The following is a 22,518-nucleotide window of genomic DNA, read 5'->3' as shown; positions in this document are numbered from 1 at the left end:
GCGCTTAGCAATCTGCTGGTTCGCGGTTAGCGGGCACTGCGGAAGTCTCTGGGTCATCGCCAGGCACCACGTCTGGACGAGCAGCATCCAGAAGGCCGCAGTGAGGAGAGAGCAATGAGCATCCGTCCCCGTCACCTGGTGATCGGCGCCGCAGGCGTCGCCGTCGTCGGGCTCGTCGCCGGCGGTGCGGTGTGGGCGATGGCCGACGACAGCGACGTCGTCCGGACCGGCACCTGCACCACCGCCAACTACGAGTTCGAGGTCGAGTCCGAGGAGAACGACCGGGTCGAGGTCAACCTCGAGCTGCTGGCCGCCGCCGTCGGCGACCAGTGGCAGGTGAGCCTCAGCCAGGACGGGCACACGCTCTACAGCGGGGTCCGGGTGGCGGACGACGACGCCGAGATCGACGTCGACGTCACCGCGGCCGACAAGAAGTCGGCCACCTACCTCGCCGAGTTCGGACCGGTCGGGCAGAAGCCCTGCCGCGTCGAGCTCACCCGCTGATCGCTGCCGCCACCCAACCGAAGGGAACATCCTCATGAACCGCATCACCCGTGTCGCAGCCGCCACTGCCGGAGCCATCGCCGTCCCGGCCGCACTGCTGGCCGCCGCCCCCGCCGCCAACGCCGACGTCGACCGCGAGGGCCGCTACGCCGGTGCCCGCTACGAGTTCAGCGCCGATCGCGAGGGCCGCGGCTACGAGGTGTCGGTCGACGTCGACGACGCCAAGCCGGGCAGCCGCTGGAAGATCGTGCTCTGGCACGACGGCCAGCGCATCGTGAAGACCACCCGCACCGCCGACTACGAGGGCGACGTGGAGCTGGAGCGGCTGCGCCCCAACACCGCCGGGTCGGACACCTTCAAGGTCAAGATCACCAAGGTGGGCGCGAAGAAGTCGGTCGTCCGCACCATCACCTTCCGCTGATCGTCACGGCCTGAGCGCCGCCCGGGGTGGGGCAGGGACTACTGAGGTGGTCCCAGCTCCACCCTGACGCATGCCCCGCCCGAGGCGCTGCTGCCGATGCCGACCGAGCCGCCTGCCACCGCAGCGGTGCGGGCCGCGATCGACAGGCCCAGACCGGTGGACCCGGCTCCGCTCGCGCCGCGGGCCGAGACGTCGACGCCGTCCGGGAAGCCGGGCCCGTCGTCGCCGACCTCCACGATCGCGCCGCCGCCCTCGCGTGCGGACAGGCTCACCACGATCCCGGCGCCCTCGGGGGTATGGCTGAAGACGTTGTCCAACAGCACGTCGAGCAGCGCGGCGACGTCCTCGACGCTGACCGCCACCAAGACCGGCGTCTCGGGCGCGGTGACCGTGAACGGGCGCCGCTGGTCCTCGGCCAACGGCTGCCAGAACGCACACCGCTCGCGGACGACGGCGCCGGCGTCCGCGGTCGCGATCAGCCCTTCGCGCTGCCCGCGTCGTGCCTCCCGCACCACGTCGTCGACCATGGCCTGCAGCCGGTCGGCGTCGGCGCTGAGCCGGGCCCGCTCGGTCGGGTCGGTGAGCGAGTCGATGCCGAGGCGCAGCGCGGTGATCGGGGTGCGCAGTCGATGCGAGAGATCGGCGACGCCCTCGCGCTCGCGGACCAGCAGCGCCTCGATCCGCACCACCAGGCGGTTCAGCGCGGCACCGAGCTCGGCGACCTCGGCCGGCCCCTCGACGGTGATCGGCTCGGCGTGCCCGTGGGTGCCGAGCTGTTGGGCGCGTTGGGCCAGCGAGCGGATCGGCTGCACGAAGGAGCGACCCAGTCGATCGGCCAGCACCAGCGCGGCGCCGAAGACCACCAGCCCGAGCAGCCCGAGCACCAGCCAGGCGCGGTGCACGGGGGAGGGGAACGACTCCTCGTACACCTGGACCCGGACCACGGGGGTGTCCTCGGGACGGGCGTTCACGCCGCCGAGGGAGACCGGCACCAGGAACTCCGCGCCGCCCTCGACATCGTCGATCCGGGCCTGACCGGTGCGCCGGGCCTCCCGGATCCGCTCGTCCTCCCGGGCGTCGTCGGGCCCGACGATCAGCCCTTCGGGATGCTCGGTCGACGGTGGGTAGTAGACGGTGGTGATGATCCCCTCGTCCGCGCTGTTGATCCGGTCCAGGTAGTGCGCGACCGCGCCCAGGTCACTGGCCTGGCCGGAGACCACCGACTCGGTGGCCTGCACCTCCAGCGCGGCCCGGGAGAGCCGGTCCTCCAGCGCATAGCTGCGCAGGAGCACGGCGATCGGGATCAGCAGAGCCAGCAGCACCACCGCCACGGTGGCGCCGACGGTCAGGATCAGGCTGCGGCGCATCCGTCACTCCGCGGGCGCTGCGAGCCGGACGCCGACCCCGCGCACCGTGGTCAGGTAGCGCGGTGCGTCCGCGGTCTCGCCGAGCTTGCGGCGCAGCCAGGACAGGTGCACGTCGACGGTCTTCTCGCTGCCGCCCCAGGGCTGCTGCCAGACCTGGGTGAGCAGCTCCTTCTTGGTCACCACGGCCCCGGCGTTCTCGGCCAGGTGCAGGAGCAGGTCGAACTCGCGGGGGCTGAGGTCGAGCGGAGCCCCGTCCAGGCTGGCGATCCGGCCCCGGACGTCGATCCTCAGGCCGCCGACCTCGACCTGCTGGCGCTGCTCGGCGTCGCCCTGGGTGCGCCGCAGGACCGCCCGGATCCGGGCCTCCAGCTGGGCGGTGGTGTAGGGCTTGACGACGTAGTCGTCCGCTCCCGCGTCCAGCGCGCTGACCAGCGACGGGTCGTCGTCGCGGGCGCTGGCGATGATCACCGGCACCGCGGAGACCGCGCGGATCATCGCGAGCACCTGGGTGCCGTCGACGTCGGGCAGGCCGAGGTCGAGGACCACCAGGTCGGGCCGGGAGTCGACGACGGCGTTGAGCCCGCTCATCCCGTTCGCTGCCGAGTCCACGGCATGGCCGAGCTCGCGCAGACTGCGCAGCACCAGGCTGCGGATCCGGTCGTCGTCTTCGATCACCAGCAGATGCGCCACACCCCGACGCTATCGCCTCGGCGGCGCAGAACCGGGGTCGCAACGGGGTCCTTAGCGTGACCTTAGGGATCGGATAGCCCGATCGAGAGCCGGCAGGGGCGAGAATGCGCAGGTGAGCAGGAAGTGGACATGGGCGTTGGCCTGGATCGCGGCGGCCGTGGCGCTGGTGACGATCGGCGTGATCACCGTCTCCAGCGTCGGCGCCTCGATCCGTGGTCGTGGCCCGCTGGGCAACGAGGTGATCCGCAACGCCGAGATCTCCGAGGGCAGCGTGCAGCCCTCCGACCTGCCCAGTGACGTGCCCCGGGTGGAGCAGCGGATCACCAAGGAGTTCGGCACCTTCGTGGTGGCCTGCGAGGGCGTCTACGCCTTCGGTGTGGAGGCCTTGCCGGACACCGCCAACGGGTGGCGCACGGTGAGCTTCGAGCCGGGCCCGGACGACGACGTGGACGCGGTGTTCAGCAACGGCAACCGCTCGATCGAGATCGAGGTCTTCTGCAACCGCGGCCGGCCCACGATCTCCGATCTCGAGTTCAACTCGCTCTCCGACGACTAGTGGCATCCACTGGTCCGTCCGCGCCAGCGGGGCGTCATGCGTCGGAAACACGCGATAGGTCATAGTTGACCCCATGGGTAAGCAGGAAGACTTCGTCCTCCGCGCTCTCGAAGAGCGTGACGTCCGGTTCGTTCGACTCTGGTTCACCGACGTCCAGGGCTTCCTCAAGTCGGTGGCGGTCGCCCCTGCCGAGCTCGAAGGAGCCTTCAGCGAGGGCATCGGATTCGACGGCTCGGCGATCGAGGGCTTCGCCCGTGTCTACGAGGCCGACATGCTCGCCAAGCCGGACCCGTCGACCTTCCAGATCCTGCCCTGGCGCGGCGAGGGCCCGAGCACGGCGCGGATGTTCTGCGACATCACGATGCCGGACGACAGCCCCTCCTACGCCGACCCGCGCTACGTGCTCAAGCGCACGCTGAGCGCCGCGGCGGAGAAGGGCTTCACCTTCTACACCCACCCCGAGATCGAGTTCTACCTGTTCAAGGACACCCCGCAGCAGGGCGTGGAGCCGGTGCCGGTGGACCGCAGCGGCTACTTCGACCACACCGCCCAGTCGTTCGGATCGGACTTCCGGCGCGAGGCGATCACCATGCTCGAGGCGATGGGCATCTCGGTGGAGTTCAGCCACCACGAGGGCGGCCCGGGCCAGCAGGAGATCGACCTGCGCTACGCCGACGCACTGAGCACCGCCGACAACATCATGACCTTCCGCACCGTGGTCCGCGAGGTGGCGCTGAGCCAGGGCATGTGGGCCTCCTTCATGCCCAAGCCGTTCACCACCCACCCCGGCTCCGGCATGCATACCCACGTCTCCCTCTTCGAGGGCGACCAGAACGCCTTCTACGAGGCCGGCGCCGAGTACCAGCTCAGCCAGACCGGCCGCCGCTTCATCGCCGGCATCCTCCGTCACGCCAGCGAGATCACCGCTCTCACCAACCAGTGGGTGAACTCCTACAAGCGGCTGATCGGCGGTGGCGAGGCCCCGTCCTACATCTGCTGGGGCCACAACAACCGCTCCGCCATGGTGCGGGTGCCGATGTACAAGCCGAACAAGGGTCAGTCGACCCGGATCGAGCTGCGCACGATCGACTCCGCCTGCAACCCGTACCTCGCCTTCGCGGTGATCCTCGCGGCCGGCATGAAGGGCATCGAGCAGGGCTACGAGCTTCCCGCCGAGGCCGAGGACGACGTGTGGTCGCTGACCGAGCGCGAGCGCAAGGCGCTGGGCATCGAGCCGCTGCCGAAGACCCTCTACGAGGCGATCCGGGTGGCGGAGAACTCCGAGCTGCTGGCCGAGACCCTCGGCGAGCACGTCTACGACTTCTTCCTGCGCAACAAGCGCGCCGAGTGGGAGGAGTACCGGGGCCAGGTCTCGGCCTGGGAGCGCGACCGGATGCTGCCGGTCCTCTGAGTCACCGAGTGCTGGCGCGATGAACCGACCGACCTCCGGTAGCTCGCGCACAGCACTGCTGGCACTCGGGTTCCACGACCTCGACGGCGCCCACGCCGGACTGGCCGTGCTCGGTGACGCCGCCGAGCCGCTGCGCGCCTTCCTCGGCCGCACCGCGGACCCCGACCTCGCCCTGCAGGGGCTGGTCCGGCTGTTGGAGGTGGTCGACGACCGCGCCGAGCTGCTGCGAGCGCTGGCCGAGGACGAGGGCACCGCGATGCGGCTGCTGCGGGTCCTCGGCGCGAGCACTGCTCTCGCCGATCACCTGGTCCGGCACCCGGACCACTGGCGCGAGCTGCGTGACCCGTCGCTCGGCTCCACCCGAGCGGCGGCCTTCGCGATGCGGGAGAGCCTGCTCGGTGCCGTCGGCGCCGACCCGGACGACGCCACGCCGACGTCGCCGCTCAGCGATGCGGAGGCCGTCGACGCGCTCCGGGTGGAGTACCGCAGGATCCTGCTCCGGCTGGCCGCACGCGACCTCGCGCACGATGCCCGGGTGGACGACGTCGCCGCCGAGCTCTCGGATCTGGCCGCCGGCACCCTGGAGGCGGCGTTGGCCGTGGCCCGGGCCCGGGTCGGGGAGGCCGCGGCGTCGGCGCGCCTGGCCGTGATCGCCATGGGCAAGTGCGGTGGCCACGAGCTGAACTACGTCAGCGACGTGGACGTCGTCTTCGTCCATGCGCCGGCCGAGGGGGCCAGCGAGAACGGTGCTCTCCGAGCTGCCACCCAGCTGGCGGCGCAGCTGATCCAGGTCTGCTCGGTGCACACCGGCGAGGGCACCATCTGGCCGGTCGACGCGGGGCTGCGCCCCGAGGGCAAGCAGGGCCCGTTGGTGCGCACCCTGGCCAGTCACCAGGGCTACTACGAGCGCTGGGCCAAGACCTGGGAGTTCCAGGCCCTGCTCAAGGCCCGCCCGGTGGCCGGCGACCGCGAGCTGGGCGCCGAGTACCTGGCGATGGTCAACCCGATGATCTGGTCCGCGGCCGCGCGCGAGGGCTTCGTGGAGGACGTCCAGGCGATGCGGCGCCGCGTCGTCGACCACATCCCGGCCGACGTCGCCGAGCGGCAGCTCAAGCTCGGCTCCGGCGGCCTGCGCGACGTCGAGTTCGCCGTCCAGCTGTTGCAGCTGGTGCACGGGCGCACCGACGAGAGCATCCACGCCCCGACCACGTTGAGCGCGCTGCACCAGCTGATCGAGGGCGGCTATGTCGGGCGCGAGGACGGCCGGACGATGCATGACGCCTACTTCTTCCTGCGCACGTTGGAGCATCGGATCCAGCTCTTCGAGCTGCGCCGCACGCATGTGATGCCGGCCGACGAGGCGTCGTTGCGCCGGCTGGGGCGCTCGCTGGGGCATGCGAAGGACCCGGTCGCAGGGCTGGAGCGGCAGTGGCGCCACCACCGCCGCGAGGTGCGGCGCCTGCACGAGAAGCTCTTCTACCGTCCGCTGCTCGGCGCGGTGGCCCGGATCAGCGACGACCCGGTCTCGCTCAGCCACGAGCAGGCGGAGCGGCGGCTGGCGGCGCTGGGCTACGGGGACCCGAAGGCGGCGCTGCGGCACCTGCAGGCGATGACCGGGGGAGTCTCGCGCACCGCGGCGATCCAGCGCGCCCTGCTGCCGGTGATGCTGGAGTGGTTCGCCGATGCCCCCGACCCGGATGCCGGGCTCTGGGGATTCCGGCGGATCAGCGAGGCGCTGGGCCGCACGCCCTGGTACCTGCGGCTGCTGCGCGACGAGGGCGAGGTGGCCCAGCGGCTGGCCCGCGTGCTGGCGACCTCGCGCTACGCCACCGACCTGCTGGAGCGCGAGCCCAACGGGGTCAAGCTGTTGGCCGAGGACCTGACCCCGCGCTCGGCGGGCGCGGTGCTGGCCGAGATGACCTCCTCGGCCGGCCGGCAGAGTGCGCCCGACGACGCCGTGCGCGCGATCCGCGCGGTCCGTCGGCGCGAGCTGTTGCGGATCGCCACCGGCGAGCTGCTCGGCAGCAACGACGTGGTCGGCGTCGGCGCGGGACTCTCGCACCTCACCGACGCCACCCTGGAGGCCACCTTGGAGGTGGCCGGCCGGGCCGTGCGGGCCAGGCTCGGGCTGGACGTCGCCCCGACCCGGCTGGCGATCATCGGGATGGGGCGCTACGGCGGCTTCGAGCTCTCCTACGGCAGCGACGCCGACGTGATGTTCGTGCACGACCCGCTGCCGGGGGTCGAGGCGCGTACCGCCGCGGCCTATGCGCAGCAGACGGTCAACGAGCTGCGCCGGATGCTGCACATGCCGGCCACCGACCCGCCGCTGGAGGTCGACGCGGATCTGCGTCCCGAGGGCAAGCAGGGGCCGCTGGTGCGCTCGCTGGACGCGTACGCCAGCTACTACGCGCGCTGGTCGGCGGTCTGGGAGTTCCAGGCACTGCTGCGGGCCGACGCCGTGGTCGGCGACCCAGGGCTGCGGGAGCGGTTCACGGCGCTGATCGACCCGCTGCGGTTCCCGGCCGGGGGCATCGACGAGGCCCAGGTGCGTGAGGTGCGCCGGATCAAGGCGCGGGTCGACGCCGAGCGGCTGCCCCGTGGCGCGGACCCGCACACGCACCTCAAGCTCGGCCGCGGCGGGCTGGCCGACATCGAGTGGACCGTCCAGCTGCTGCAGATGCGGCATGCCGGCGCGGTGCCGGGGCTGCGCACCCCGCGCACCCTGGAGGCGCTGCAGGCGGCCTTGGAGGCCGGGCTGATCGAGGCCGACGACGCCGAGGCGCTGCGCCAGGCCTGGTGCCGGGTGAGTGCGATGCGCAACGCGGTCACCCTGGTCCGCGGCAAGCAGTTCGACTCGCTGCCGCGCGACCCCCGCGAGCGCGCCGGGGTGGCTTCGGTGATCGGCTACGCACCCGGCCAGAGCGACGAGATGGTCAACGACTACCTGCGGGTGACCCGGCGCGCGCGTGCCGTGGTGGACCGGATCTTCTGGGAGTGATCCTCGGATGCGGAGAGCGTGCGCACCGAAATGAAGCAATCTGCTTCATTTTTGATCGAATGAAGTGTTAGCCTTCATTTGAGGTGAGAAGCAATGGTGGCTCGCGCAACCCTGATCGGTGACGTCGTGGCATCCCGCGCTGCGGCGGACCGCGCCGACCTGCACCGCACGATGAGTGCCGCGCTGGAGGAGGTCAACGACCGCTTCGCCCCGGCCGTCGCGCTGCGGATCACGGTGGGCGACGAGTACCAGGGCGCGTTCGCGAGCCTGGCGGAGGCGGTCCGCGCCTCGTTGGCCCTCGCCGTGCGGATCGGCGAGCACTACGACGTGCGGCACGGGATCGGGTGGGGAGAGGTCGCCGAGCTCCAGCAGGAGCCGCGGGTGGAGGACGGCCCGGGCTGGTGGGCGGCCCGCGCGGCGATCGACGCCGTGCACGCCGAGCAGGAGCGCCCGGCCACCTCCTGGGTGCGCACCGGGCTGGGAATCGCTGCCGAGAGCGCCCTGCCGGACGCGGTGGAGCCGGCGGTCCGTGCCGGGCTGATCCTGCGCGATCAGGCGCTGGCGCGACTCGACGGACGGTCGGTGTCGGTGCTTCGTGGTCTGCTGGAGGACGAGACGCAACGCGAGATCGCCGAGCGGCTCGGCATCAGCCCCTCCGCCGTCTCCCAGCGGGTGCGGGCCGAGGGCCTGGCCGCATTGGTGCTCGCCGATGAGGCCTGGAGGGATGCACGATGAGCTGGTTGGCGCTGTGGCTGCTGGGCGCGGGGCTCTGCGACCTCGCCCACTCGGTGCGCCCCGCCCGGCACCTGCCCTCGGCGGTGGGCGCCGCGGGCACGCTGCTGTTCGGCCTGCTGGCCGGGCTCAGCTCGGGCGCGGACCTCGCCGCGCTGCCCCTGCTGGCGGGAGCGGTGGCCGGCTGGGGCTACCTGGTCACCTTCGGCTTCGGCCGGGGCCGGGCCCCGATGGCGTTGGCCGGCTACGCCGTCGTCACCGGGCTGCTCCTGCTCATCGCGCAACAGGCCGGTGCGGTCGGTGGTGCGTTCGGGCGTTGGGTCGAGAGCACGCCGCTGCCGGTCCTGGCCGAGCGCGACCCCGAGCAGGTGCTGCTCCTGTTGGCCGTCCTGGTCGCCCAGATGTCGACCGGCAACGTGATCGTCCGGCTGGTGCTGGCCGCGACCGGCACGGTGAACCCCGGCAAGGGGCCGGACGCCACCAGCACCCTCAAGGGCGGGCGCCTGCTGGGGCCGATGGAGCGCGTCTTCATCGTCGGGCTCGGGGTCGCCGGACACGCCACCGCGGCCAGCATCGTGGTCGCCGCCAAGGGCCTGTTGCGGTGGCCGGAGCTGCAGGCGCGACGCGACGCCGCCACCGGGCCGAGCATCGACGACGTCACCGAGTACTTCCTGGTCGGCTCGTTCGTCTCCTGGCTCTGGGCGCTGGGCGGGCTGGTCCTGCTCGCCTGAGCTCAGGTGCCGCAGAAGGTGCGGAACCCGGCTGCGAACTCCGCCGACCCGGGCTCGGACAGATCGGCGAGCCCGGGCCGTTCGGTGAACGGTTCGCGGACCGCTGCCAGCAGCCGCTCGAACGGGGCCAGGTCTCCGGCCTCCGCTGCGCGCAGGGCGGCGTCGGCGAGATGGTTGCGCGGGACGTAGAGCGGGTTGGTGGCCTCGATCAGCTCCGGGTCGGGGGAGGCCGCACGCCAGCGCTCGAGCCAGGAGTCGGCCTGCGCCAGGTCCAGCAGCCGGCCGCGCCACGGCTCGGCGTCGCCGCGCGCGGCCGCTGCCAGGCTCCGCCAGCTCTGGGTCCAGTCCGCGCCGGCGCTCGCCAGCAGGGCGAGGTGCTCCTCGGCGAGTGCGGCCACCACGTCGGTGGGCGCCGTCGCATCGAGCCCGAGCTTGGCGCGCATCACGCCCACCCAGGCGTTGCGATAGTGCGTGGAGAAGCCGGCCAGAGCGTCGGTGGCCGCCTCGATCGCGGCCGTCTCGTCGTCGGCGAGCAGCGGCAGCAGCGCCTCGCCGAAGCGGGCCAGGTTCCATTGGCCGACCGCCGGCTGGTTGCCGTAGGCATAGCGCCCGGCGTCGTCGATCGAGCTGAAGACGGCGTCGGGGCGGTAGCCCTCGAGGTACGCGCAGGGGCCGTAGTCGATGCTCTCGCCGGAGATCGTCATGTTGTCGGTGTTCATCACGCCGTGGATGAAGCCGGCACCCATCCAGGCCGCGATCAACCCGGCCTGCGCCGCGATCACCTGCCGGTAGAGCGCCAGGTACGGCTGCGCGCTCTCGGCCAACGCGGGGTAGTGCCGCTCAAGCGCGTGGTCGGCGAGCGCGCGCAGCAGGTCGCCGTCGCCGGTGGCGCGGGCGAACTGGAAGGAGCCGACCCGCAGGTGGCTGGCGGCGATCCGGGCCAGGACGGCGCCCGGCATCGGCTGCTCGCGCTGGACCACGGTGCCGGTGGCGACCACGGCCAGGGCGCGGGTGGTGGCGATGCCCTGGGCGTGCATCGCCTCGCCGATCAGCAGCTCGCGGAGCATCGGGCCGACCACCGCGCGACCGTCGCCGCCCCGGGAGAACGGCGTGCGGCCGGACCCCTTGAGGTGCAGGTCGCGCAGGCCCAACGGGGTGCTCAGCTCGCCGAGCAGCAGCGCCCGCCCGTCACCGAGTCGGGGCGAGAAGCCGCCGAACTGGTGGCCCGAGTAGGCCTGGGCGACCGGGGCCGCGCCGTCGGGCAGCCGCTGCCCGGTGAGCAGCGCGACGCCGTCGGGGCCGGCCAGCCACTCCGCATGCAGCCCGAGATCGGCGGCCAGGGACGTGTTCAGGACGAGCAGCCGGGGAGCGGTCGGCTCCTCGGCGGTCCAGGGCAGGGCCATCGCCCCGAGGTCGTCGGCGAACAGGTGGCTCAGATGCGGCTGCACACCGCGAGCCTACGTGGGCCTGGTCCGGTCACCGGGTCAGCCGGTGCATCGCGTCCCGTGCCTGCTGGAAGGTTTCCAGCAGGTCGGCCTCCTGCCCGGCATCGCGCTTGGCGGCCCAGGTCTCGATGGTGACCCGGCCCAGGGTGGCCAGGCTCTCTGCGGCGAGCCGCGGCCGCAAGTCGTCGGCGTCGGCACCGAGCGCCTGGCGGACCGCGGTGACCGCGTGCTCCATCCGCTGCGCCTCGGCGCGCAGCGAGGCGGCGAGCAGGGTGGGCTCGCGACAGATCAGGCTCCAGACCCGGAGCATCTGGTGCCCGGCCTCACTGGTGCCGTTGTCGAAGCCGGTCAGGATCTCCTCCCACATCTGCTCGAGCTGGGGGAGCAGCGGGGCGCCGCCGTCGAGGCCGGCGAGCCGGCTGGTGACCGTCGCCTCGATGTCGCGGTGGGGGACCAGCGCGGCGTCCTCCTTGTGCGGGAAGTAGCGGAAGACGGTGCGTGCCGAGACCCCGGCGGCCTCGGCGATCTGCTCGACCGTGGTGGCGGCGACGCCGTGCTGCTCGAAGAGCTCCAGGGCGACGTGGCAGATGTCGGACTCGGTCTGGTGCCGGCGTCGCTCGCGCAGGGACGGCGCGGGGGTGGTGCCGGTCTCCGACATGTGCTGCTCCTGGGGGAAGTGTGGCGAGGACCACTGGTTGTCGGCTTATGCCGAGTTGTCAGTCAGTGACAGAATAGCGCGTCCCCTTCTCGTGACCTGCCCAGGAGTACGCCCTTCATGACCTCGATCGCGCCGGACGCCGACGTCCCCGTCGCGCCCAGCCCCGACCACGCTGCGGCGACTCACCTGCCGCCGGGTGCCGCCCGCCTGATCGCCCTGCTCGTCGGCTCCGCCTTCGTGGTGATCCTCAACGAGACCGTGATGGGCGTCGCCCTGCGCCCGCTGATGGACGAGTTCGGCGTCTCGGCGAGTGCCGGCCAGTGGCTGACCACCGGCTTCCTGCTCACCATGGCCGTGGTGATCCCCACGACCGGGTGGCTGATGGCGCGGCTCTCGCTGCGCACGATCTTCATCATCGCGATGTCGGCCTTCACCCTCGGCACGCTGCTCGCCGCGCTGGCGCCGGTCTTCGGCGTGCTGGTCCTGGCCCGCGTCGTGCAGGCCGTGGGCACCGCGTTGATGATGCCGCTGCTGATGACCACGATCATGACGATCGTGCCGGCCGCCAAGCGCGGTCAGATGATGGGCGTCGTCTCGATCGTCATCTCGGTCGCGCCCGCGGTGGGTCCGACCATCTCCGGCGTCATCCTCGACCAGCTCTCCTGGCGCTGGATGTTCTGGCTGGTGCTGCCGATCGCCGTGCTCTCGCTGACCCTGGGCTCGCTGTGGGTGCGCAACGTCAGTGAGCCGCGTCCCGCTCACCTCGACCCGTTCTCGGTGCTGCTCTCCGTGCTGGCCTTCGGCGGCCTGATCTGGGGCCTCTCGCTGATCGGCGAGTCCGCCGGGGCCCACGACCCGATGGTCAGCCCGTGGCTCCCGATCGTGATCGGTGCGGTCGCGCTCGCCGTCTTCGTCTGGCGTCAGCTGCGACTCAAGGGCGAGGCACTGCTCGACCTGCGGGCCTTCTCGTCGGGCTCCTTCGCGCTGGCCGTGCTGCTGGTCTGTGCCAGCATGATGGCGCTCTTCGGCACCCTGATCCTGCTCCCGCTCTACCTGCAGGACGTCCTCGACCTCACCACCTTGGAGACCGGTCTGCTGATGCTGCCCGGTGGTCTGGTGATGGGTCTGCTCGCGCCGGTCGTCGGGATGCTCTTCGACAAGGTCGGCCCAAGGCCGCTGGTCGCTCCGGGCGCGCTGCTCGCCGCGGTCGCCCTCTTCCTGATGACCGGACTGGACGCCGGCACCGGCCAGGGCGAGATCGTCCTGTACCACGTGATCCTGCACATCGGCCTGGCCTTCACCTTCACCCCGCTGATGACCTCAGCCCTCGGCTCGCTCCCGCCGCACCTGTACTCGCACGGCTCGGCGATCATCTCGACCGCCCAGCAGGTCGCGGGCGCCGCAGGCACCGCGCTCTTCATCACCCTGATGACCCGCGGCACCACCGCCTCCCTCGAGTCAGGCGAGACCGACCCGGTGATCGCCTTCGCGGACGGCGTGCACACGGCCTTCGTCTGGGGCGCCTGCATCTCCGCGATCGCCGTGGTGATCGCCCTCTTCGTGCGCAAGCCGCGCCCGGTGGAGGTCTGAGCCTCAGCCTGCGGAGGCCGGGGGCTCGGTGAGCACCCGGAGCGCGAGGTCGGTCGTCGCGGCGAAGTTGAGATGGCCGACCACGCGCGCCACCCGCTCGATCTCGAGCGGGAGCAGGCCCGGGCTGCCGGGCACCTCGGGGGTGAGGCCGAGGTCGAGGTCGTCGCGTCCCGACATGATCGCGACGTTGAACTCGTAGCGCTCGCGCGCACCCGGCTCGCTGAGTCGTCTGCGCAGCATCGCGCCGATCCGGCGTTGCTCGGTCTCGGCGCAGTAGGAGTCGACCGCGGCGACCAGGTTCTCGCCGCCCGCGTGGTCGATGTCGGCCCAGACCTCCTGCATCGAGCCCATCGCGTCGAGCAGGATTGCCGCCGTCTTCTCGCCGATCCCCACCACGCCCGGCAGGTTGTCGCTGGAGTCGCCGCGCAGCGCGGCGTAGGCCAGGTAGTTGCCGGCCGACACCCCGTACATCACCCGCAGCCGCTTCGGGTTCAGCAGGGGAGAGGCGCTGATCCCGCCGTTGATCAGCCGCAGCACCTGGGTGTGCTCGCTGATGTGGGCGAAGGAGTCGCGGTCGGAGGTGATGATCACGCAGTCCCAGCCGTTGGCACCGGCCCAGGTCGCGGCCGAGGCGTTCACATCGTCGGCCTCCAGCCCCGGCGGGGTGAGGGTGGCCAGCCCGAGGGCGTCGAGCATCGCGCCGGCCCGGTCCAGCTGCTCGACGAGGAGCGGGTCCTTGGCGGGACGTCCGGCCTTGTAGTCGGGATAGAGCCCCTCGCGCACCGACGTCGTCCGGTCGTCGAGCCCGAAGATCACCGCGTCCGGGGCGAAGGCGTCGATCGACTCCAGGATCTGGCGCAGCATGCCGTGCAGGGCCCAGGCGGGACGGTGCGAGCGGTCGCGATGGTCGGTGTGCGCGCGGGCGTGATGGTTGCGGTGCAGCAGGGACGGCGCGTCCACGGCCAGCAGGAGCCTGCGCGCTCGGGAGGGGGTGTCGAAGGAGGTCATGATGCTCGTCGGCCATGCTAATGGCATGAGCGAGGTCACTCCCACGGCTGATCGGGTCCGGCTGCCCAGCGACGAGGCCGCGCAGGTGCGCGCGCTGCTCGACGAGCTCGGGCTTCCCGGGATGATCGACGTGCACACCCACTTCATGCCGCGTCAGGTGATGGACAAGGTCTGGGCCTACTTCGACCAGGCCGGGCCGTTGACCGGTCGCCCGTGGCCGATCGCCTACCGCACCGGCGAGCAGGAGCGGCTGGCGACGCTGCGGAGCTTCGGCGTCGAGCGGTTCACTTCGCTGGTCTACCCGCACAAGCCCGGCATGGCGGCCTGGCTCAACGGCTGGGCCCGCGACTTCGCGGCCGAGACGCCGGACTGCCTCTCCTCGGCCACCTTCTACCCCGAGCCCGGCGCGGTCGACTACGTGCGCGAGGCGATCGACGCCGGTGCCCAGGTCTTCAAGGCGCACGTGCAGGTCGGCGACTACGACCCCAACGACCCGCTGCTGGACCCGGTCTGGGAGCTGCTCCAGGAGCGCCGGGTGCCGGTGGTGATCCACTCCGGCCACGGACCGGCTCCGGGCACCTTCACCGGGCCTGCTGGTATGGACCGGTTGCTGGCCCGATTCCCGGGCCTGGTGCTGATCATCGCGCACATGGGGCTGCCCGACTACGGACGCTTCCTGGACCTCGCTGAGCGCTATCCAGGCGTGCATCTGGACACCACGATGGCCTTCACCCGGTTCACCGAGCAGGAGTCGCCGTTCCCGGTCGCCGAGCGCTCCCGGCTGCTCCAACTCGCTGACCGGGTCCTCTTCGGCAGCGACTTCCCCAACATCCCCTACCCTTTCCTCGAAGCAGTGGAAGCGGTCCGCGCTCTTGAGTTGGGGGATGAATGGTTGCGTGGGGTGCTGCGCCAGAACGCGCACGCTCTCTTCGGGTCGGCAAGCGCGCCCGAGTAGCGGCGGCGGCGCTCAGCCTGGCGGCGGTCGCCGGGTGTGGCGTCGGCCCGGTCTCGTTCTCCTCGGACCGTCCGGCCCGGGTGCCGGAGGTGGTGCAGACGATCGATCGCAGTGCGCCGCGACCGAACATCCTGCTGATCACCGTCGACGACGCCGCGGCCAGCGATCTGCGCTTCATGCCGCAGGTGCGCAGGCTGATCGGCGACCAGGGGGTGACCGTCACCAACGGCGTGGCGCCCACCCCACTGTGTGCCCCGGCCCGGGCCTCGCTGGTCACCGGGCAGTACGCGCACAACCACGGCGTGCTCGGCGTGAACGGCAGCAAGGGCGGCTTCCAGGCCCTGGATGACGACGACACGCTGCCGGTCTGGCTGCGGGCCGCCGGCTACGACACCTACTTCGTCGGCAAGTACCTGAACAACTACGGCAAGCGGGACAAGCGCTATGTGCCGCCGGGCTGGTCGACCTGGCACGGCAGCCTGGACCCGTACACCTACAACTACAAGCGCACCATCACCAACCGCAACGGGCGCGTGGTGCGTGACCGGACCTACAGCACGGACAGCTTCGCCCGGCAGACCGACACCCTGCTCACCCGGGCCGGGAACCGGTCGGCGCCGTTCTACCTCTGGGTGAACTACGTGGCCCCGCACAACGGGGGACCGCACGACGCCGACGACCCGGTCCGCTGGAGGCCTCGCTCCAAGACCGCGCTGCGCACGCCGTCGCCGGCCAAGCGGCACCGCAACATGTTCCGGCGGTTGACGCTGCCGTCCGGGCCGTCGTCGTTCCGGGCGCCGCGCGACTCGTTCGTGCGGGCCACGCAGGACAGTTGGAGCAAGCGGGGCCGCCGCGAGCTGCGCGAGTCGTACCAGCAGCGGCTGGAGGCGTTACAGGCGGTGGACGAGGCGGTGGGCAGGCACGTGCGGGTGCTCCGGCAGTCGGGCAAGCTCGACAACACGCTGATCGTCTTCACCTCCGACAACGGCTACTTCCTCGGGCAGCACAACCTGCAGGGCAAGACCTGGTTCTACAACGAGGGCGTGACGGTGCCGATGGTGCTGCGCGGGCCGGGGCTGCCGAAGGGCGACCTGACCAGTACCGCGGTCAGCCATGTCGACCTCCCGGTCACCTTCGCTGCGGCGGCCGGCGTGCAGCCGGCAGCCTCCACCGATGGCGTCGACGTGATGCCGTGGCTGCGGTCGCGCTCGCGGGTGCGCCGGGTGGTGCCGATCGAGGCCTATCCGACCAATGCCACCAGCACGCGCCGGCTCTACTCGGGGGTGCGGATCGGGGACGAGTGGACCTATGTGGTCAACCCGGCCGGCCGCGAGGAGCTCTACGACCTGATCCGGGACCCGTACCAGGTGCGGAACCTGGTCGGCGACGCTGCCGCCGCCGACGTGCTCGCGCAGGCCCGCGTCCTCACCGACCAGTACCGCAACTGCATGGGCCAGGACTGCCCGCGTGAGGCCTACGTGCCGTAGCGGCGAGTCGTCGTCTCACTCGGCGAGCCAAAGTGAAGTGAATGGGTCGAAATACTAATGTTTGGCCATGATCTCGCTGACCCGTCGTCCGAAGCACGCCACCGCAGCCCTCGCGCTCGCGGTCTGCGCGGTGAGCGGCGTCGTCAATCCGACCCTGGCCGCAACGGCGCCGACCTCGGCGCCGCAGAGCTTGGCGGCGGCGGGGCCCACCCGGCCGAACATCCTGCTGATCACCGTCGACGACGCCGCCGCCAGTGACCTGCGCTGGATGCCGCAGGTGCGGCGGCTGATCGGCCGCCACGGCGTGCAGGCCACCAATGCGCTCGCGCCGACGCCGCTCTGCGTGCCGGCCCGCGCCACCTTGCTCACCGGCCAGTACGCCCACAACCACGGCGCCCTCGGGATCCGCGGGCGTCACGGCGGCGTGACCAGCCTCGATGACCGGGACACCCTCCCGGTCTGGCTCCGGCGGGCCGGCTACGACACCTACTTCGTCGGCAAGTACCTCAACGGCTACGGCAGGGCGACGCCGAAGCGCTACGTGCCGCCGGGGTGGACCGGGTGGCGCGGCAGCGTCGACCCCTTCACCTACAACTACGCCCGCACCGTCACCAACCGCGACGGCCGCATCGTGCGGGACGCGCGCTACAGCACCGACAGCTTCGCCCGACTGGCGAACCAGGCGATCAGGCGGGAGGGCCGCGACGCGGACCCCTTCTACCTCTGGGTGAACTACGTGGCGCCGCACAAGGGCGGTCCGCGCGAGCCGGACGATCCGCGGCACCGGATCAAGGGACACCAGATCGCCACCCCGGCAGTGGCGCCCCGGCACCGTGACCGGTTCGACCATGTCCGGCTGCCCAAGGTGCCCTCGCTCTTCAAGACGCCGGGACGCAGCTTCGTGAACGCGACCAAGCGCCCGTGGGCCAAGCGAGCCCGCGTCGCACTGCGGGAGAGCTACCAGCAGCGGATCGAGTCGCTGCGCGCCGTCGACGAGGCGGTCGGCTCGCATGTCCGCGCCCTACGCCGGAGCGGGCAGCTGGAGGAGACCCTGATCGCCTTCACCTCCGACAACGGGTTCCTGGTCGGGCAGCACAACCTGAACGGCAAGCTCTGGTTCTACCAGGAGGCCGTGCAGGTGCCCTTGGTGATCCGCGGCCCCGGGGTGGCGAAGGGCCTCACCGTGGACGGCGTGGTCAGCCACGCCGACCTGCCGGTCACCTTCGCCGCAGCTGCCGGCGCCACGCCCACCCGCCAGGTCGACGGGCTCGACCTGAGGCCGCTGCTGGCCGGTGGCCGGGAGATCGGTGGCCAGTCGGTCGACGAGCGGGTGGTGCCGATCGCGGCCTACCCGATCACGGCCAGGAGCACCAAGCGGCTCTACTCCGGAGTCCGGGTCGGGAACCGCTGGTCGTACGCGGTCAGCCCCTCGGGCGTGGAGGAGATCTACGACCTGCGTAGGGACCGCTACCAGCTGGACAACCTGGCCCGTAGCACCGCGCACGCGCCACAACGCGCCTGGTTGCGAGCGCTGGCACGCCAGTACCGGGCCTGCGCCGGCACCGCGTGCCAGCGGTGACGGTGGCACGCTCGGCTAGCGTCGAGCCATGGACAAGAAGAGCGTGATCAGCAGCGTCGGCCTCCCCATCGCCGCAGCCGCACTCGGCTCCGTGGCGACGGCCTCCGGCACGAAGAGCCGGTGGTACCAGGAGTTGGAGAAGCCGCCCTTCCAACCTCCGGCGCTGGCCTTCCCGATCGCGTGGAGCGTCCTCTACGCCCAGTCGGCGGTGGGCTCGGGCATGGCGCAGGCCCACCTGGACGAGGCCGGTCGCAGAGAGTACCGCCGCAAGCTCGCGCTGAACATGGCGCTCAACGCCGGCTGGTGTTGGAGCTTCTTCCGAGGCCGCCAGGTGGGCGGCTCGGTGCTGGTGGCCGGCGCGCTCGCGGCGAGTACCGCCGACCTGGCGCGCACCGCCGCCAAGGCCGACCGCCGGGCCGGCGCGTTCCTCGTGCCGTACGCCGCGTGGACCGGCTTCGCGACGGTGCTCAACGGGGCGATCTGGCGTCGCAACCGCTGAGCCGGCTCGTGCCGATCCGGTCGAAGCGGAACTCGTCGCACAACGGCGCCACGGTCGGCTCGGGCAGGTCGCTGCAGCGTTCCGCCGCGCGTGGGCGCCGTGCTCTGGCAGTGTGGTTCCGTGAGCGAGTCCCAACAAGCCGGCGGCGGGGAGTCGACCCCGCTCTGGGAGCGTCGCGATGACCTGCTCCTGCTGGAGCGCCTGGTGGACGGGGTCCGTGCCGGAGCCGGTGCGGGCGTCTGTGTGCTCGGGCCTCCGGGGATCGGCAAGTCGACCCTGCTCGCGGCGGCGAGCGCGCGGGCAACCGAGGACGTCGCGCTGTGGCAGGCGAGTGCCCGTGAGCTGGAGGCGACGGCGCCGTTCGCCGTCGTCCGTGACCTGCTCGGCGGGCCGGTCGCCGCCCTGGCCGACGAGGAGCGCCGGCGTCTCGCCGAAGGGCCGGGGCGCTGGGCGCTGGCCCTGGTGAGCGAGCAGGACGCGGGCCCGGACGCCATCGCCCCGAGTGACCCGGGGCAGATGACCCGGAGCCTGCTGGTGTTGGCCGAGGCGCTGCTGGCCGGGCCGACCCTGGTCGTGGTCGACGACCTGCAGTGGGCCGACGCGCCGTCGCTCGGCTTCCTGCTGCGGCTCCTCGAGCAAACGACGCGACGCCCGCTCGGCATCCTGCTGGCCGGCCGCGAGGTGGCGGCGAGCGGCCGCGGTGCCGAGCTCGCCGCGCTGCTCGCCGATCCTCGGCTGCCGCAGGTGCGGCCTGCCCTGCTGAGCCCGGAGGCGGTGGCCCGGGTGCTCGGCGAGCGGCTCGGTCAGGAGGTCTCGCCGGAGGTGGTCGCGGCCAGCGTCGAGGTGACCGACGGGAATCCGTTCCTGGTCGTCGAGCTGGCGCGCCTGCTGGCACGCGACGACCGGGGCGCACTGGAGCCGGCTGCGGTCCGGGAGCTGGTGCCGCGCCGGGTGGTTGACGTCGTCGTCCATCGCCTGGTGGCGCTCGGGGCGGCCGAGCAGGCGCTCGCCCACGGTGTCGCCGTCCTGGGCGGTGCCTCGGTGCGCCTGGTTGCCGACGTCGCGGACCTCACCACGGCCGAGGTGGAGCGTGCCGCGGACCGGCTGCGCGAGGCCGGGCTGCTCGATGCCGGCGCCCGGCTGCGCTTCCGCCACGCGCTGCTGAGCACCGCCGTCGGGGAGACGATCGCGCCCGGCGCGCTTGCGGCCCTGCGGCGCCGAGCCGCGCAGGTGCTGGTGCGCGAGCCGGAGGGACTGCACCGCGCAGCGGGTCAGCTGCTGCACGTCGAGGGCATCGGGGACGGCGAGGCCGTGCAGACCCTGCTCCGCGCCGCAGCCGCCGCGCTGGAGAGCGGGGCGCCGCGCGAGGCGACCACGCTGCTCGCGCGTGCCCTCGCCGAGCCGCCGTCCGCCGAGCAGCGTCCCGAGGTCCAGTACCGGCTCGGCCTTGCCGAGATGCGGGCCGGCGACCCGGCCTGCGTCGGCGATCTGGCGGCCGCCGCGGAGACGCTTCCCCAGCCTGCCGAGCGGGCGCAGGCCGCGCTCGCCCTGGCGATGGCCTACAACTTCGCGGGCGCCTACGCCGAGTCGGTCAAGGTGCTGGAGGCGGCGCTGCGCGATCTCGACCCGACCGCGGACCTGGCGCTGGTGGTGGAGGCGGGCCTGGTCTCGGCGGCGCTCCAGCTCCCGGACCAGGTGATCCGCGCCCGGGAGCTGGTCGCCGCCCGGGCCGGCCTGCGCGGCACCACCACCGGTGAGCGCTTGCTGCTGAGCCACCGGGCCGCGATCGGCAACGCCAGCAGCCGCCCGGTCGCCGAGGTGGTCACCGCGGCGCTGCAGGCGATCGGCGACGGCGCCCACGACCTGCACCCCGAGGCGCACGAGTGGACCCTGGTCCGGCTCCAGCTGGCAGCAGCGGGCCGCTACGCAGACGTGGTGGAGTCCTGTCGGCGTTGGGATCCTGAGGTGGATCGCTCGGGATCGATCCTCGGCAAGGTGGCGATCTGCTTCGTGCGCGGGTTCGCCGCGCTCTGGTCGGGCGAGCTGGCCCGGGCCGAGTCCGACTTCGGCGCCTGCATCGCGTTGGTGCGCGAGCACGGCGGCGGCGAGATCGCCGCTGCGATCGCCACCTCGGCGCTCGCCGAGGCACTGCTCGCCCAGGGCCGCAATGCCGAGGCGGTGGCGCTGGTGCCGGTCGAGGTGCCGGTCAGCGAGGCCTCCTTCAACGGCAGCATCAACCTGCTCCGTGCCCGCGGGCTCGTGCTGCTCGCCCTGGGCGACGCCGAGGGCGCGCTGCGCGCCTTGGCCGACTGTCGCGAGCGGCAGGCGCTGATCGCGCTTGACAATCCGCCGTGGTGTGCCTGGCGGGTGCCGATGATCGCGGCGCACTGGCAGCGGGGCGAGCGGGATCAGGCGCGCCGGCTCCTGGACGAGGACCTGGCGCAGGCCGAGGCGCGCACCGACCCGTTGCAACGGGGCATCGCGCTGCGTTGGGCCGCCCGGCTGGGCGACGCCGGTGCCGACGACGAGATCGCCACGCTCCGGGCATCGGTCGCCGCGCTGGAGCGCACCGAGGCGGTGCTGGAGCTGCAGGTCTCCCGGATCGAGCTCGGCGCCGCGCTGCGGCGAGCCGGTCAGCGCCGCGAGGCCAGTACCTGGCTGCTGCTCGGCCGTGCCGAGGCGGACGCCTGCGGTGCCGCCGCCCTGGTCCGCCAGGCCAACGCCGAGCTGGCGGCTGCGGGCAGCCGGCCACGGCGGATGGCGGTCAACGGCCAGGCGGCGCTGACCGCCAGCGAGTCCCGGGTCTGCCGGCTCGCGGCGCGCGGGCTCAGCAACCGGGAGATCGCGCAACAGCTGGTGGTCTCGCCGAAGACCGTGGAGGCGCACCTGTCACGGGGCTACCGCAAGCTGGGCGTGACCCGGCGCGACCAGCTGGCCGCGGCGTTGCGAGCGGGGGCAGGGGACTAGTCCGGCTGCCTGGTGGGGCGCGCCGAGCTACTCGCCGAGCTGGCTCCAGAAGATCCCCTCGATCTCGTGCTCGGCCAGGTAGGCCTCCAGCTCCTCGACCGCGTCGAAGCGAGCGGCGACGGCGTCCAGCAGCGGCTGGGCGCCCGCGACCCCGAGCAGGGCGCGCAGCCGCGCGGTCTCCTCGGCGGTGAGCCGGCGCTCGAACTCGTACTCCCGACAACCCAGCACCCGCTCCACTCCGGGACCGACGTCGTGGCCGGAGAGCACGAACGCGTCGTCCTCGATGGTGATCGCCCGCCACAGGCTGCCGTCCTCGTCCTGGTGGTCGGCCAGCACCAGCAGTGCCTCGGGGGTCAGATCGGTGGGGAGGTCGTCGTTCACAGAGTCGATTGTGCGCCACGCCTTGGAATCGGCGGACAGCGCGCTAGCGTGAAGTGGCATGAGTGGAGATCAGCTGCAACCGGAGGACACCCTGCTCGACCGCGGCGTCGACGACGCCCTCGACGAGGGCTACTCGCCCCCGGACCGGCCGCACGGCGTCAACGACAAGAGCGTCACCGCTCGCGGTGAGCTCGAGGGCGAGACGCTCGAGGAGCGGATCGCCCAGGAGGAGCCCGAGGTCTGGGCCACCGACGAGGAGCTGGCCGATCTCGACGAGGAGGCCATCGTGGACGGCCCCGTCGGCGGCGAGGTGGGCGGGCCCCGCGCCGGGCGCCTGGTGAGCCCGGACGGCGGCCTCGGCGAGGACGTCGACGCCGAGCTGCTGGGCACCGACGTCGGCATCGACGGGGCGGGCGCCTCCGCTGAGGAGGCCGCCGTCCACGTCATCGAGGACGACTGAATCCACAACTCGGAGACCGGGTTCGGCGTCTGGCCCTCCGCTCTGGAATGCTGGCCTCTCTGACGGGGACGACTGG

Annotated in this window: 20 protein-coding genes; 14 read left to right on the top strand and 6 right to left on the bottom strand. The window is 72.3% G+C overall.

What is annotated here, in order from left to right:
• Positions 1 to 114 precede the first annotated feature (114 nt).
• Together ABD151_RS03575 and ABD151_RS03570 are read left to right on the top strand one after the other, a co-directional pair.
• Positions 115 to 504: a hypothetical protein gene (locus tag ABD151_RS03575; protein ID WP_343991411.1), complete on the top strand. Its 390-nt coding sequence runs from the start codon at positions 115 to 117 to the stop codon at positions 502 to 504.
• 34 nt (positions 505 to 538) lie between these two features.
• The gene (locus tag ABD151_RS03570; RefSeq protein WP_343991409.1) at positions 539 to 925 is read left to right on the top strand and encodes a hypothetical protein; all 387 of its coding nucleotides are present in this window, start codon (positions 539 to 541) and stop codon (positions 923 to 925) included.
• A gap of 38 nt (positions 926 to 963) precedes the next feature.
• Here the strand turns inward: ABD151_RS03570 and ABD151_RS03565 are convergent, their stop codons facing one another.
• Positions 964 to 2,292: a sensor histidine kinase gene (locus ABD151_RS03565; RefSeq protein WP_343991407.1), complete on the bottom strand. Its 1,329-nt coding sequence runs from the start codon at positions 2,290 to 2,292 to the stop codon at positions 964 to 966.
• 3 nt (positions 2,293 to 2,295) lie between these two features.
• Complete coding sequence (locus ABD151_RS03560; protein WP_343991405.1) at positions 2,296 to 2,982, bottom strand: response regulator transcription factor; 687 nt, start codon at positions 2,980 to 2,982, stop codon at positions 2,296 to 2,298.
• A gap of 112 nt (positions 2,983 to 3,094) precedes the next feature.
• Between ABD151_RS03560 and ABD151_RS03555 the strand changes: the two genes are divergently transcribed.
• The 5 genes from ABD151_RS03555 (at position 3,095) to ABD151_RS03535 (ending at position 9,413) form a co-directional block, all read left to right on the top strand.
• Positions 3,095 to 3,538 (top strand): hypothetical protein, encoded by a 444-nt coding sequence (locus ABD151_RS03555; protein WP_343991403.1) that lies wholly within the window; start codon positions 3,095 to 3,097, stop codon positions 3,536 to 3,538.
• Positions 3,539 to 3,611: 73 nt separating this feature from the next.
• Complete coding sequence (locus tag ABD151_RS03550) at positions 3,612 to 4,949, top strand: glutamine synthetase family protein (RefSeq protein WP_343991401.1); 1,338 nt, start codon at positions 3,612 to 3,614, stop codon at positions 4,947 to 4,949.
• Between the two features lie 19 nt (positions 4,950 to 4,968).
• Positions 4,969 to 7,950 carry a bifunctional [glutamine synthetase] adenylyltransferase/[glutamine synthetase]-adenylyl-L-tyrosine phosphorylase gene (locus ABD151_RS03545; RefSeq protein ID WP_343991399.1) on the top strand — a complete coding sequence of 994 codons (2,982 nt, stop codon included), beginning with the start codon at positions 4,969 to 4,971 and terminating at the stop codon, positions 7,948 to 7,950.
• Positions 7,951 to 8,043: 93 nt separating this feature from the next.
• Positions 8,044 to 8,685 (top strand): SatD family protein, encoded by a 642-nt coding sequence (locus tag ABD151_RS03540; protein WP_343991397.1) that lies wholly within the window; start codon positions 8,044 to 8,046, stop codon positions 8,683 to 8,685.
• Positions 8,682 to 9,413 carry a hypothetical protein gene (locus ABD151_RS03535; protein WP_343991395.1) on the top strand — a complete coding sequence of 244 codons (732 nt, stop codon included), beginning with the start codon at positions 8,682 to 8,684 and terminating at the stop codon, positions 9,411 to 9,413. Before ABD151_RS03540 ends, ABD151_RS03535 begins: the two co-directional genes overlap by 4 nt.
• A gap of 2 nt (positions 9,414 to 9,415) precedes the next feature.
• On the opposite strand, the gene ABD151_RS03530 is transcribed toward ABD151_RS03535, so the two are convergent.
• Both ABD151_RS03530 and ABD151_RS03525 read right to left on the bottom strand, forming a co-directional pair.
• On the bottom strand, positions 9,416 to 10,861 hold the full coding sequence (locus tag ABD151_RS03530; protein WP_343991393.1) for a protein adenylyltransferase SelO: 1,446 nt from the start codon (positions 10,859 to 10,861) through the stop codon (positions 9,416 to 9,418).
• Positions 10,862 to 10,889: 28 nt separating this feature from the next.
• Positions 10,890 to 11,516 (bottom strand): TetR/AcrR family transcriptional regulator, encoded by a 627-nt coding sequence (locus tag ABD151_RS03525; RefSeq protein WP_343991391.1) that lies wholly within the window; start codon positions 11,514 to 11,516, stop codon positions 10,890 to 10,892.
• Between the two features lie 117 nt (positions 11,517 to 11,633).
• On the opposite strand from ABD151_RS03525, the gene ABD151_RS03520 reads away from it, so the two are divergent.
• Positions 11,634 to 13,106, top strand: a complete 1,473-nt coding sequence (locus ABD151_RS03520) for an MDR family MFS transporter (protein WP_343991389.1) — start codon at positions 11,634 to 11,636, stop codon at positions 13,104 to 13,106.
• A 3-nt stretch (positions 13,107 to 13,109) separates the two neighbouring features.
• On the opposite strand, the gene ABD151_RS03515 is transcribed toward ABD151_RS03520, so the two are convergent.
• Positions 13,110 to 14,114 carry a 5'-3' exonuclease gene (locus ABD151_RS03515; RefSeq protein ID WP_343991387.1) on the bottom strand — a complete coding sequence of 335 codons (1,005 nt, stop codon included), beginning with the start codon at positions 14,112 to 14,114 and terminating at the stop codon, positions 13,110 to 13,112.
• Positions 14,115 to 14,139: 25 nt separating this feature from the next.
• On the opposite strand from ABD151_RS03515, the gene ABD151_RS03510 reads away from it, so the two are divergent.
• The 5 genes from ABD151_RS03510 (at position 14,140) to ABD151_RS03490 (ending at position 21,601) form a co-directional block, all read left to right on the top strand.
• Positions 14,140 to 15,069 carry an amidohydrolase family protein gene (locus tag ABD151_RS03510; RefSeq protein WP_343991385.1) on the top strand — a complete coding sequence of 310 codons (930 nt, stop codon included), beginning with the start codon at positions 14,140 to 14,142 and terminating at the stop codon, positions 15,067 to 15,069.
• A complete protein-coding gene (locus tag ABD151_RS03505; protein ID WP_343991383.1) occupies positions 15,003 to 16,556 on the top strand; it encodes a sulfatase family protein in 1,554 nt (517 codons plus the stop codon). Before ABD151_RS03510 ends, ABD151_RS03505 begins: the two co-directional genes overlap by 67 nt.
• A gap of 67 nt (positions 16,557 to 16,623) precedes the next feature.
• Positions 16,624 to 18,135, top strand: coding sequence for a sulfatase family protein (locus ABD151_RS03500; RefSeq protein ID WP_343991381.1), 1,512 nt, complete (start codon positions 16,624 to 16,626; stop codon positions 18,133 to 18,135).
• Positions 18,136 to 18,163: 28 nt separating this feature from the next.
• On the top strand, positions 18,164 to 18,634 hold the full coding sequence (locus ABD151_RS03495; RefSeq protein ID WP_343991379.1) for a TspO/MBR family protein: 471 nt from the start codon (positions 18,164 to 18,166) through the stop codon (positions 18,632 to 18,634).
• A 120-nt stretch (positions 18,635 to 18,754) separates the two neighbouring features.
• Positions 18,755 to 21,601: an ATP-binding protein gene (locus tag ABD151_RS03490; protein ID WP_343991377.1), complete on the top strand. Its 2,847-nt coding sequence runs from the start codon at positions 18,755 to 18,757 to the stop codon at positions 21,599 to 21,601.
• Between the two features lie 27 nt (positions 21,602 to 21,628).
• On the opposite strand, the gene ABD151_RS03485 is transcribed toward ABD151_RS03490, so the two are convergent.
• Entirely contained in the window at positions 21,629 to 21,982 is a 354-nt protein-coding gene (locus ABD151_RS03485) for a hypothetical protein (RefSeq protein WP_343991375.1), read from the bottom strand.
• Positions 21,983 to 22,040: 58 nt separating this feature from the next.
• Between ABD151_RS03485 and ABD151_RS03480 the strand changes: the two genes are divergently transcribed.
• A complete protein-coding gene (locus ABD151_RS03480) occupies positions 22,041 to 22,442 on the top strand; it encodes a DUF5709 domain-containing protein (RefSeq protein WP_343991373.1) in 402 nt (133 codons plus the stop codon).
• Positions 22,443 to 22,518 lie beyond the last annotated feature (76 nt).

It is taken from the genome of Nocardioides dubius (assembly GCF_039528155.1).
In the GTDB taxonomy this organism is placed as follows: Bacteria; Actinomycetota; Actinomycetes; order Propionibacteriales; family Nocardioidaceae; genus Nocardioides; species Nocardioides dubius.
The sequence above is the reverse complement of the archived record's forward strand: the minus strand, read 5'-3'. Positions and strand labels throughout refer to the sequence as shown.